Source organism: Peptostreptococcus sp. (assembly GCF_036639115.1).
Lineage (GTDB): Bacteria > Bacillota > Clostridia > Peptostreptococcales > Peptostreptococcaceae > Peptostreptococcus.
Genome location: NZ_JAVWJH010000003.1, coordinates 155,050 through 167,193, shown reverse-complemented (window position 1 = coordinate 167,193; position 12,144 = coordinate 155,050). Strand labels below are relative to the sequence as shown.

The 12,144-nt window shown below is 29.8% G+C and carries 11 protein-coding genes and 1 tRNA gene; 2 read left to right on the top strand and 10 right to left on the bottom strand.

Annotated elements, in window-relative coordinates; translation table 11 throughout:
* Positions 1-35 precede the first annotated feature (35 nt).
* Both RR561_RS05065 and RR561_RS05060 read right to left on the bottom strand, forming a co-directional pair.
* On the bottom strand, positions 36-1,229 hold the full coding sequence (locus RR561_RS05065; protein WP_332506469.1) for a GNAT family N-acetyltransferase: 1,194 nt from the start codon (positions 1,227-1,229) through the stop codon (positions 36-38).
* Positions 1,230-1,252: 23 nt separating this feature from the next.
* Positions 1,253-2,158, bottom strand: a complete 906-nt coding sequence (locus RR561_RS05060; protein WP_332506468.1) for a DUF2156 domain-containing protein — start codon at positions 2,156-2,158, stop codon at positions 1,253-1,255.
* Between the two features lie 386 nt (positions 2,159-2,544).
* Here RR561_RS05060 and RR561_RS05055 point away from each other — a divergent pair, with 386 nt between their 5' ends.
* A complete protein-coding gene (locus RR561_RS05055) occupies positions 2,545-3,384 on the top strand; it encodes a ComEC/Rec2 family competence protein (protein ID WP_332506467.1) in 840 nt (279 codons plus the stop codon).
* A gap of 191 nt (positions 3,385-3,575) precedes the next feature.
* Here the strand turns inward: RR561_RS05055 and RR561_RS05050 are convergent, their stop codons facing one another.
* Entirely contained in the window at positions 3,576-4,289 is a 714-nt protein-coding gene (locus tag RR561_RS05050) for a tRNA threonylcarbamoyladenosine dehydratase (RefSeq protein WP_332506466.1), read from the bottom strand.
* Between the two features lie 185 nt (positions 4,290-4,474).
* Entirely contained in the window at positions 4,475-4,939 is a 465-nt protein-coding gene (locus tag RR561_RS05045) for a GNAT family N-acetyltransferase (protein WP_332506465.1), read from the bottom strand.
* A gap of 568 nt (positions 4,940-5,507) precedes the next feature.
* Between RR561_RS05045 and RR561_RS05040 the strand changes: the two genes are divergently transcribed.
* Complete coding sequence (locus RR561_RS05040; RefSeq protein WP_332506464.1) at positions 5,508-6,416, top strand: SH3 domain-containing protein; 909 nt, start codon at positions 5,508-5,510, stop codon at positions 6,414-6,416.
* A 100-nt stretch (positions 6,417-6,516) separates the two neighbouring features.
* Here the strand turns inward: RR561_RS05040 and RR561_RS05035 are convergent, their stop codons facing one another.
* From RR561_RS05035 to RR561_RS05010, 6 genes are all read right to left on the bottom strand, one after another.
* Complete coding sequence (locus RR561_RS05035; protein ID WP_332506463.1) at positions 6,517-7,296, bottom strand: acyl-CoA dehydratase activase; 780 nt, start codon at positions 7,294-7,296, stop codon at positions 6,517-6,519.
* A gap of 14 nt (positions 7,297-7,310) precedes the next feature.
* Positions 7,311-7,568 (bottom strand): DUF3343 domain-containing protein, encoded by a 258-nt coding sequence (locus tag RR561_RS05030; RefSeq protein WP_332506462.1) that lies wholly within the window; start codon positions 7,566-7,568, stop codon positions 7,311-7,313.
* A 17-nt stretch (positions 7,569-7,585) separates the two neighbouring features.
* On the bottom strand, positions 7,586-8,863 hold the full coding sequence (locus tag RR561_RS05025) for a double-cubane-cluster-containing anaerobic reductase (RefSeq protein WP_332506461.1): 1,278 nt from the start codon (positions 8,861-8,863) through the stop codon (positions 7,586-7,588).
* Between the two features lie 335 nt (positions 8,864-9,198).
* Positions 9,199-11,043 carry an aminotransferase class V-fold PLP-dependent enzyme gene (locus RR561_RS05020; protein WP_332506460.1) on the bottom strand — a complete coding sequence of 615 codons (1,845 nt, stop codon included), beginning with the start codon at positions 11,041-11,043 and terminating at the stop codon, positions 9,199-9,201.
* An 88-nt stretch (positions 11,044-11,131) separates the two neighbouring features.
* Positions 11,132-11,228: transfer RNA gene (locus RR561_RS05015), tRNA-Sec, on the bottom strand.
* A gap of 191 nt (positions 11,229-11,419) precedes the next feature.
* Positions 11,420-12,094 carry a uracil-DNA glycosylase gene (locus RR561_RS05010; protein WP_332506459.1) on the bottom strand — a complete coding sequence of 225 codons (675 nt, stop codon included), beginning with the start codon at positions 12,092-12,094 and terminating at the stop codon, positions 11,420-11,422.
* Positions 12,095-12,144 lie beyond the last annotated feature (50 nt).

Genomic DNA, 12,144 nt, shown 5'->3' with positions numbered 1-12,144 from the left:
TTTATCTGCACTTATTTAAAATTCGTTATTATATTTTAAACATATTCATTTATATGATTTATAGTAAGTTCATTCTTGATATTAGAAAAAATATCTCTAATATCTATTATATTTGCAATTTTTTTCTCCCTAATATGATCAATTTCATCGATGCTATGGTAAGAAAAACACATACAAGTAAGTTCATTTATAGTAAAAACATCCAAATCATCGTTTTTATCTTTTAAATCGCCTACCTTTTCTGTCTTTAATCGTCTATCTTCAGTATACATTTTAAAGATACCATTATTTTCTTCTATTTGGTCATCTTTTATACCGATCAAGATCTCTTCACCATTTTCTAACTCTGGATAAGGCATTGTGACATCCAACTCATCTATTAGTTTTGAAAAATTGATTATCCTTGCCATCATAAACGGGCTTATCTCAAAAGATGACTCTCTAGGATTATCCAACATAAATCTCAAAGGATCGTCCATTGGAGAATTCATTGTTACATTTTTACACTGTGTATTATGGTTGAAGATAAATTTAAGTAATGACTTGTAAGATATTATATCCTTGTAGTAACATTCTCTTACATTAAAGTCATCTGAATCAATAGAGTATACTATGTATCCAACAGGAACACCATCTCTATAATTTATATAGATATAGCCTTTTTCTGCTCTCATTTCTTCAATAAATTCTTCGAAATATTTTGTATCTCTTATTGCATATCCATTGTATCTAGACACTGCACAACTGTATATGTCTTCCAAATCGCCTGCATTATCTGCCCTTTTAAATATTCCATTTGTTTTATATTTTCTCAAATTGTATATGCTAAGCTTTTGTACTAACATATCATAGCAATTTTCATAGCCATATTTTGTATATAATCTAAAGTCAATCGGCATAAGTATTGATACTGATTGATCTAAATCATACATATGTCTAAGCGATTTATTCATAAGGTCGTTCATCTTGCCTATTCCCCTAGCTTCTGGAAGAGTAGACACCCCTACTACGTATGAAGTTTCATATTCTTTAAAATTTAAATGTATCTTATGTTGATTCAAATGAAGTGAAGATATTATATTGCCTTCATCCTCAAGAACGATTGTATTTTGGGGATTAAACTTGTATTTAAAGTAAAATTCTACATATTCATCACTATCATTAAAACAGTATTTCCAAATATCTTTTACCTGACTAGTCTCATTTTTATTACACAATCTAATATTCATAGTATCAACCTCTTTTTCTATTTTTACACTTCTCTTACTGTGTATTTTTCGACGAATCTCTCTGGATAATAAGAAAGTTTTGCCTTTCTCAAGCCTTCAACTCCCATATCTTCTTCTCTATTGACCCATTCTACATCTGGGAACTCATCTACTAAGAACATTTTGTTTATATATGGATAAAGACCTCTTATATCTGCATTCGCTTTTTCAATATGTATAAGAGCCATATTGTCATTTATCTTTTCACCCATACTGAAAGCTTCTAATTTTCCGTCTATAAATACACCATAGATTTTTAGTTTGTCACTTATTACATCATAGTTATCAAAAAGTTTTTTCATGCCTATAAATTCTTCGTCTATACTATCTTCATATTCATCATCACCACTCTTTGTTTTATTCCAACTTCTAAGAAGTTCAAAACACTCGGGAAAATCTTCTTTTGTCAATAGACGTCTCTCTACTCTGCCTTCATATTCCTTGGCAAAATGGTTAAGGTGGTTTCTCTTTCCACTCAACTTTCTACCTCTAACAGTTCTCATTTTTTCAGCATCGTATACATAGTCAAATATATCTCTTTCTGCTGTATATTCAAATCTTCCAGGGTGTAATTCCTTCAGCATCTCTACAACATCTTTATCTATACCTCTAAAATAAATCTTACGCTTATCAGTATTGAACCAATTAAGTGCATAATCTATTGCTTCTGGTATTTTTTCCTTTGGTGCTAATGGAAGTATAGAGAATACCTCTCCATTATGTTCACCGACCAATACCGCAAAGCCATCACCTATATGATAACACGTTTTATATGAGTGCTGCCACATAAAAAGTGTATTAAAACAGTATTCACAAGCCTCATAATCTACCATACCAAAATACTTATCTAATACTTCCTTTGCCTCTATATTTATTTCTTTAAACTCCATAAAAAAAACAACTCCTTATATCTTTTATACTATAACCAATTTCATATTATTTATAACAGCACACTTCACTGTACCATTAATGTTCTATATTTATTAAATTACCTTTTATAAATTTACCAAATTAACCTTTAAAAAAACTTATCTATTTTATTTTTCATAAACTCAGCAAATTGCTATTAAATATTACTTACATTAAATTTCACCTAAAACAGTAAAATCATCATCTAAAATTCATACAGCAACTCCTTTTTAAATATCTTTTTAAAAAAGCTTATATATTATTATTTTAGCCTATAATAATATATTCTTCCAACTACCCTAGTTTATACCCTATATCACTAAGTGTAAACCCTAAAATTACATTTACGGAAAGGATAACGTTTTATATGAATAGAAATTTAATTAAATTTTTTTTGAAAATTATATTTTGTATTCTATCATGTTTTATTTTAATTTCTTGTTCTAAAAGCCAAGAAGAACTACAAATAGATGTGATAGATGTTGGTCAAGGTGACTCTATTTTGATAAAAACACCTGATAATAAAAGCCTTTTAGTGGATTCAGGAGAGGAAGATTTTGCTAGAAATGTAATAAGAGATTTGAAAATTAATAAAATAAAAAAACTGGACTATCTATTATTAACACATTCAGATAGTGATCATTCAGGTGGTGCCTCAAAGCTATTGGATGAAATAAAGGCTAAAACAATTCTTCTTTCCAAAGAAGAAAAATTAAGCCCAATAACAGAGAACATATTGAAAAAATCAATGGATTTTAATATCAATATAGAATATTTAAAATCAGATGATAATATTAATATAGGAAATTATGTCAATGTATATATACTTTCTCCGTCAAAAATTTCTTCTGACCCAAATAAAGATTCTATTGTATTTTTAATGAGTTATGATAAATATTCATTTGTATTTACAGGAGATGCAGATTGTGAAATAGAAAAAGATATTTTAAATAAATATTCACTAACACATTGCAACTTTCTAAAGGTAGGACATCACGGAAGCAAAACTTCTTCTAGTGAGGAATTTATATCTTTACTTTCACCTGACATAGCAGTTATTTCTTGTGGATATAAAAATAGATACGGCCACCCAAATGAAGAAACAATCGCTAAGCTTCAAGAGTGTAATTCCAAGATATATAGAACCGATGAATATTCTAATATTAGTTTTTATTTTAATAAAGAAGGCATTTTTATATCTAAATAGAGCAGATAGCTATCTGCTCTATTTAGATATTTTTATAGGTACTTTCCAATTACTTATATACTTATAAAACTTATTATATAATTTTTTATGATTACCTATTATTATAAGTCTCTACTTAAATATTTATTTTATATTCATAAATATTTAAATCATCTTCCTTATCTAATCATAAATGCTTATAAAGATTGTATTTATTTTTCAGAGATTATATCTCTGACAATATATGATGCAATAGTTAAGCCAGCTACAGGTGGCACAAATGACATACTGCCGTTGACTCTTTTCATCACACCATCTTCTAATAGCTCTGCAGTATCTTTTGGTTTCTCTTTTGAAAATACTACTTTTAGTTTTTTGACTCCTCTTTTTTTAAGTTCTCTACGCATAACTTTTGCAAGAGGACACATTTCTGTTTTGTACAAATCAGTTATTTCTATCATTGTTGGATCTAATTTATTTCCCATTCCCATAGAACTGATAATATTTAAATCCTTATTATATGCACTTTCTATTAGATGTATTTTTGATTTAACCATATCTATGGCATCTACAACATAATCATAATCTCCACTTAATAGCTCCTCTGAGTTGGACTCATCAAATAGGGATTGATGTTTTGTAAGATTTATATCTGGATTGATATCTTTTATTCTTTTTTCCAATACATCTACCTTGTATTGGCCTATAGTTGAGTAAAGTGCAGGTATTTGTCTATTTATATTTGTTTCATCTACCGTATCAAAGTCAACTATTGTTAGATTGCCTATTCCAGCTCTTACAAGCCCCTCTACAACATAACTACCTACACCACCCAAGCCAAATACTATTACGCTTGCATCTTTTAGTTTATCTATACCTTCTTGCCCTATAACTATCTTTGTTCTCTCTTTAAATTTTTCTGACATCTATTTACCACCCTTTATATGTAATATTATTGAATTTTAATCGTCTTTACAATCTATAATTATAATTCGACCAAAGAGATATTGTCAACATTTCTATATATTTTGTACATACTACCACTCTTATCTATAATATATCACTAAATATTTATGCAAACATAGTTTTTCATATTATTTCATTTAGAATTTTAAAGTTCTAAAAAAAATATTTTTTCTCCATTTTCTTCAGTTTCATACAAAAAATTTAGTTTCTTTATAAGGGCTATAGACGCTGCATTATCAACATCTATTACTGCTTTTATATATTTCACATCAATATCTTTTAAAAACTCAACAGTGGCTAACAAGACTTCATAGGCATAATGCTGTCTAGACATTGACTTGGCTATTGAATATCCTATCCAAATGATATTCTCCTCTTTTTTGAGATACAGGTCACCTATCAATTTATTTTTATCCTTTTCGATTATCGCTAATTGAAATCCTTCTTCTAGATTATTTTGACCTATTATACTTTTTATATACTCTTCTTTTTTCAATCCTTTAAAACCTTGATATTTCATCCATTCCAAGTCATTTCTATAATCCATAAAGCTATCCATATCTTCTTTCCTAAACTCTCTTATTAAACAACGTTCACTTTCTATTTTCATTTACCGTATCCTCCATTATTTAAATATAATCCTATTTAAGCAGTCTTACACTTATTATTTAAAATTATATTGCCTATCATTTAAAATATTCAAATTATAAACACTATTTATTTAATAATAGCCACTTTAAAAATAATTATCAAGATTTATTATTTCTTATTTCAGTAGTATCTCTTATGCAAAGACTTAATACTAATATACCCATTATCTATATTGTCTATAAAGCCCAACTAAAGCTCCTAAAATAATCTTTCATACCTATTAGCTATACTGTCTATAAATATTTGTAAAAAGCACTATAACTTTTTATAAATCAAATAGTGAAATAATATAAAAATTAATTCACTTTACAATTCACTCTTTATTTTCAGCAAAATACCCAATTAGTTATATAAATATCTTTCTTTATATTTTAAAATCAAAGAAAGATCTCTTCTTTTTAAATTAATTCTATTTTAAAAAATAAATATCTTATATTAAATTGAAAATATCCACTATATTATGTATAATTAAGTTATGATATTATCAAAAATATTTGAAAATTAAACAAAAACTGGAGGGAATTGATTTGAAGAAAAAAGGTAACAACTTTAATCCTGATGAACAATTTGATGATTCTAATAATTCATCAGACAATATTGAACAAACATACAACTCTGATGGTAATAAAAGAAAAACACTATTTATAATTATTGGAATTATTGCAGCGATTGCTATTGTGTTTGGAGGATTCTTTTTAAAGAGCAAATATGAGATATCTTCTCTTGAAAAGAAAGCTGAAAACTTTATAGAAATAGAAGACTATGATGAAGCTCTAAAATTGTATTCTGATTTATATTCTAAAACAGGAAATATTGAGTATAAATCTCTTAAAAACCAGTTAGAAATCAAAAAAGAAATAGTTGATACAATAAAAGAAGCTGATGATCAGGAAAAAAGAGGAGAATTAATAAAATCCTTAACTTTATACAAAATGATTCCTAAAGAAGATGAAGAAAGCTATAAAATAGCTTCAAAGGAAATTGATACTATTCAAAAGGATATTCTCAGTAAGGCAAATTCTTTAATAGAATCAGGAAACAATTCTGAGGCGGCCTCTTTATTATCTGAGTATATTTCTATAATGCCAGAGGATAAAAAGGGAATTGAAATGTATAAAACCGCTTCTGGAAAGACAGACTCTCAGGTAAAAGAAATTATTGTAAATAAAGAAATACCAGTAGCAGTAGCGAGTACAGGTAATTCTGGTGGTGGAAATAGTGTTGCAAATGCTATTAAAAACACATATCAATATATCACTGCGGGAGAAGCCAATGTCAGGTCTTCACCAAGCAAGGGTGCTTCAGTGACTGGTACAGTTACTCGAGGTGATGAAGTATACATATATGACACATATGTAGAATCAGCCAGTAGAATCTGGTGTAGAACCGATTTAGGATGGGTATCTTACAATACAATGAATAACACTATAAGATAATTTTTAAATATTATTAAAAGTTTAAATAAAAAGGCTATCTCTGAAGAGATAGCCTTTTAAAATCATATCATTTATTTTCTACCTTAACAACATGATTGTATTATTTATTTTTAGATTTTAGATATTTATCCTCTGCTATCAATGATGCTCCTAAAGCTCCTGCATATCTACCATATTCTGCTGTATGAACAGGTAACTTTATCTTCTTTGAAAGAGAATCTGCAAAAAATTCGCTATGACTTAGTCCACCAGTAAGTACAACGTATTCAGAGTTTGCAAACTTGCTAAATAGTTGAGCTACCTTACCTGCGACAGAATCTACTACTCCTGCAGCAATATCTGATCTATTTCTTCCTTCACCAATATAATTGATTATCTCTGATTCAGCAAATACAGTACATAATGAGCTTATTGGAAGGATTTCGCCTTCTTGAGCTAGTTTAAACAAATTGTTTATATCTACTCCCAATCTATTAGCCATAACTTCAATAAACTTACCAGTACCAGCAGAACATTTATCATTCATTAGAAAATCTGAAACAAAACCATCTTCTATCTTAATGATTTTTGTATCTTGACCTCCAATATCTACAATGGTGCAGTTTCCTCCTACCATTTCATGACCGCCTCTTCCATGGCATGTAATCTCTGTTACTACATAATCTGCAAAATCAACAGCTACTCTTCCATATCCAGTGGCTCCGACTACTACCTCATCACTATTTACATCAATATCGTTGTCTTTTAATTTATCAACAATAGCTGATGCAGTTTCTTTACTGCTCCATCCAGTAGGTATAACAAATTCATACCTTTTGTCTTCTTTTCTAGCAACAACTTTTGATGCAGTAGAGCCTATGTCTATCCCTACATAAATCATATTTCACATCCTCACTAACAATATACGTCTCTATTAGGGTTCATATCCCTCTCTATCGATTCTATTGCTATTATTTCTATATCATTTTCTTTAACCACTTTCATAACGTCTTCAAGTTCTTTTTCTTCTACAATCAAAGAAATACCACAACACTTGCTAAGCGACCTCGGCGTTGGAGATATAGTAGATTTCAAAGAATTTTCTTTTAATAAAGAATTTAATTTTAAACCGTTTTCGTGATTATTAAATAATACATAAAAAATCTTTTCCATTAAAACAACTCCTCAAACTATCTGTCTAACATTTCTATAAATGCACCCACTCTAGTTCTTAACTGTTGTACATCAGAATCTGTGTAATCAGTTTCTATACCTAATACTGGTATTCCAGCCTTTTTTAATTCTCTTTCTACTAGGAATCCTTCTGTGTCGTATAGGTTACAGAACTTAAGGTTAACGTCTATTACACCATCTACATCATATTCTTTACATAATCTAATTATATCATCTATTCTAGCATCATTAGGAGTAAAACAAGCACAGTTTATTCCCATATATCTTTCAGCTAGTGCATCTATTTGTCCTTCTAAAGTAGTTTGTGTTTCGTCTACTGGTCTTTCAAAGTATCTAGTACCTGTACACATTTCTTCGCATACTACAGCTCCACCAGAAGTTTCTACTATATTATGTATCTTCCAGTTTGGTATTGCAAGTGGAGTACCTGCAAGAAGTATTCTCTTTGTTCCAGATTCGAAGACACTAACACCTTCTTCAACTCTCTTGTCTAACTCATCACAGATCTTGTTAGTCATTTCTGCAAATCTTGTTGGATCATCATAGAAAGCTATCTGAGATATTAATAAACAATCTTTTCCTGAAATAGGAATATTTTTATTCTTTCTTGTAGAATAAAGTCTTTCAAGAGCACGTCTCTTATCATTTATCATTTTTATAGAATCAGCTAGATTTTCTCTAGTAACTTCATTTCCTGTAAATTCTTGAACCTTTTCCTTAAAGTCTGTTATTTCTTCAGCCCATGCCTTATAGTCTTTTCTTCTCTTCATCTGAGGTAAATCCATGATGTACATAGGAACATCTTCCCCTAATATTTCCCAAGCCTTTTTCTTACCATCACAAGTAGTTTCACCTACATACATATCTGCTATTTTGAAGAAAGGACATGTTCCATCAAGTCTTGCTCCTACAGATGCCTTTATAAGTGGACAGGTATTAGTTGGAAGAACCTTTTCTCCTCCTGGAACCCAAAACTGTGATCCACCACATAGACCTGTGGCAATACCACCTGCTGCAAATATCACTTCATCTGGAACATATACACAAAAAGTACCAAATACCTTTGTTCCATTTTCTTTTTGAGCTTTTACTAATTCTGCTGGTCTAACACCATGTATTTCAGACACAACAAAGTCAAAATATCCCATATTTTCTGGTCTATTTTTTTGAGATAGATAGACATCTGTAAATGCCATTGGTAAAACTTCACATAATTGATCATGAGCTTCTACATCCATTCCCAAATCTTTCCACATTTCTCTGTAATCAGCCATTAATATTTCCTCCCCTAATTATTAATTATAAAAATATTTTTTACTAAAAATCTAGGTTAAACTTAAAAAGTAAATTCAATCAGACCTCAATCTCAATGTTATCATATTAAGTAATAAACTTAAATATTATTATTTATTAATTCGTTTTTTCAATAAAGCGACCTTACATTATTTGTTTTATCTATCATTAATTAAGTAATCTAATTATAAAAGTATGATTTCTATATAAATAACCTTCCTTAAGGTACTTTTTATTTAAATAAAAGAGATTTAAATTTGATAAATAAACTCTATTTATGTCTTACTCATCAAAACTTAATATACTAATTTTATAGTTAAAAATTTGATTCCATATACAAAATAGCATCTATAATTTCATCAATGTCGTATTCATTACTAAAGTATCCTGGAGTAAATCTAATGCTTCCGTTTGGAAAACTTCCTTCGACTATATGTGTGCAAGGTGAACATTGAATGCCTACTCTCGTCATAATACGTCTTCTTGCATCTATATTAAAAGCAACCATGGCATCATCTTGCTCAGTCATAGATAGTGAACAAAATGACCCATTACCTGATACCTCTGTACCATCTATCTTTTTCAGACCTTCTCTTAATCTTTCTCCAAGCCTATGCTTTTTTTCTATAATTTTATCTATTCCTACTTTTTCTACATAGTCAATTGCTGCACCTAAGGCTATTATTGCAGGGGTTGGCATTGTACCTGCTTCTAGCTTATCTGGAAGAGTGTCAGGCATATTGGGACTGTTTGATTGACTTCCTGTCCCTCCATAAATTAATGCTTCCATATCTTTTGCCATATCATCCCTTATGACAGTTGCTGCTATACCTTCTGGTCCCATCAATCCTATGTGACCACTCAAAATAAATGCATCTGCCTTTAATTTTTCCAAATCTAGCTCTCGTTCACAAATACTTTGAACTCCATCTACTATATAATAAATGTTTTTTTCAGCACATATTCTGCCTATTTCTTCAGCTTCATTCAAATAATGACCTGTAATATTATCTACAAGTGTAACAAACACAACTTTTGTTTTATTTGTTATTAATTTTTTAAACTCCATAATATCATATTTTTTATTTATTGTTTGATTTGAATTGTCACTTTTACAGATTATTTCTTTATTTGATATACAATTTTCTTCATACTTTCTAACCTCTTCTTCAGCGTCTGCTATCAATCCAAAGCTAGAGCTACCTTCTCCAGTGCTCTCACACCAAACCTTTACTCCAACATCCTTATTTTTCAAGTATTCAACCGTTCTCCATGAAGAATTATGCATGCGATCATCTACTATTATTTCGTCCCCCTTATAAAGACACCCTCTCAAAGTCATATTTATGGCTTCAGTTGCTGAGGGTGAAAATATAGTATTATAGCCCTTAGGCGCCTTTAATAACTTAGTTAGCTTATCTCTTACATCTATCACCTGCGAGGACAAGTTGTATGCCTTCATATATGTTCCTCTATTTATGCTATATGATTCATTGTCTATAAACTCACTTAGTCTTGTACTTACGCTTGGTGCCTTTGGAAAGCAGGTAGACGCATTATCTACGTAGATATCTGCCCCCAAGACTTTTCTAAGTGACTCTAAATCAATCACTGTGTGAAATTCTCCATTTTCTCCACAAATATCAACATTTTTTATTTTCTTTATTTTTTCTACAAATTCTATATCAAAATTTATCCCCAACATATCTTTAGGTATTTTTTTCTCGTCTATCTTTTTTATTTTTGCTTTCAAACCACTTGTCAAAAACTTTTCTACTATCTCTTCTCGATCCTCAAACATTAAAGGGTGTATACATTCCATGCAGACATTATCACACCTTCTTTTATTCCAAGAGAGATGATCTGATATATCAATATCTCCAAATATACAGGCTCTAGCCCCTAATTTTTTGGATTTTACTAAAGCATTTTCAAACTGTTCTTCATAATTATCTACATCTGTATCTGTAAATATTACTTCACATCTCAAAATATCCGCTACTTTTTCAAAATATTTCTTATCAAGATCATGTGTCCATGAAGTATTCATATCTTCTTTCGTTGAAACTATTATTGCTATCAAACGATGGCCTCTTTCTATCATTCTCTTAATAGACAAGGCAGAATCTTTACCACCACTAAAAGACGCTACAAATTCCACAATACATCCCCCCTAATTATTAATTTTTGCAATAAAAAAACTACTATTTTAAGTATAACACATAAAATAGTAGTAAAATATACAATATTGGCGGGAGTGTGTGAGAATCGAACTCACCCAAGAAGCTACTAACCCCTCATACTAGTTTTGAAGACTAGAGAGCACACCAGCACTCATTCACCCCCGAATACCTTATAATAGTATCATAAATACAATTTCAAAGCAATAGTTTTCATAAAAAGTCTTATTTGATTTTTGAATTAGAATTATTGCTTATCTAAATCTTTTGTAGGTATTCAAGTTTAGCTCTAATATCCTATAAAACTTAGCTAAAATCAGAATTCATAAAAATTTTTTGCATTTTCATTGACCAGAATTATATATTTTCTATCTGCCAATCAATTTTTTCTTTTCCTATAGATTCTAAAATTTCATTTATCTTCAAGAAATGTCCACATCCAAAAAATCCCCTATAAGCTGAAAGTGGACTTGGATGAGGTGCTTCTAATATATAATGTTTACTTTTGTCTATTAGCTTTTTCTTGCTCCTTGCATTTGCTCCCCATAGAACAAATATTACTGGATCTTCTCTATCACTAAGTATTTTTATTATATTATCTGTGAAAATTTCCCATCCCATACCTTTATGAGAATTTGCTTGATGAGCTCTTACAGTCAGCGCTGTATTTAAAAGCAGAACTCCTTGTTTGGCCCACTTTACTAGATAACCATTATTTGGTATATATAGACCCATTTCTTCATTTAACTCTTTATACATATTTAAAAGTGATGGTGGTGTTTTTATTCCTTCTTTTACAGAAAACGCCAAACCATGTGCCTGCCCGTCATTGTGATACGGATCTTGACCCAATATAATAACTTTTGTATCCTTGTATGATGTGTATTTCAAAGCATTAAATATGTCATACATATCTGGAAATATTTGCCCACTCGAATACTCATTTTTAAGAAATTCTCTTAGCTTTTTATAGTAATCCTTTTCAAATTCTCCTTTTAGTACTTCATCCCAATCGTTATCTATATTTACCATTTTTTCCCCCCATAACATTATTTTAAATCTAGCTATGTTTGATTTTAATA

Excerpts from the sequence above, each read along its gene's own strand:
- RR561_RS05030 (WP_332506462.1), bottom strand. The coding sequence starts at position 7,568 with ATGGAAAAGATTTTTTATGTATTATTTAATAATCACGAAAACGGTTTA.
- RR561_RS05055 (WP_332506467.1), top strand. The coding sequence starts at position 2,545 with ATGAATAGAAATTTAATTAAATTTTTTTTGAAAATTATATTTTGTATT.
- RR561_RS05050 (WP_332506466.1), bottom strand. The coding sequence starts at position 4,289 with ATGTCAGAAAAATTTAAAGAGAGAACAAAGATAGTTATAGGGCAAGAA.
- RR561_RS05065 (WP_332506469.1), bottom strand. The coding sequence starts at position 1,229 with ATGAATATTAGATTGTGTAATAAAAATGAGACTAGTCAGGTAAAAGAT.
- RR561_RS05035 (WP_332506463.1), bottom strand. The coding sequence starts at position 7,296 with ATGATTTATGTAGGGATAGACATAGGCTCTACTGCATCAAAAGTTGTT.
- RR561_RS05060 (WP_332506468.1), bottom strand. The coding sequence starts at position 2,158 with ATGGAGTTTAAAGAAATAAATATAGAGGCAAAGGAAGTATTAGATAAG.
- RR561_RS05010 (WP_332506459.1), bottom strand. The coding sequence starts at position 12,094 with ATGGTAAATATAGATAACGATTGGGATGAAGTACTAAAAGGAGAATTT.
- RR561_RS05045 (WP_332506465.1), bottom strand. The coding sequence starts at position 4,939 with ATGAAAATAGAAAGTGAACGTTGTTTAATAAGAGAGTTTAGGAAAGAA.
- RR561_RS05025 (WP_332506461.1), bottom strand. The coding sequence starts at position 8,863 with ATGGCTGATTACAGAGAAATGTGGAAAGATTTGGGAATGGATGTAGAA.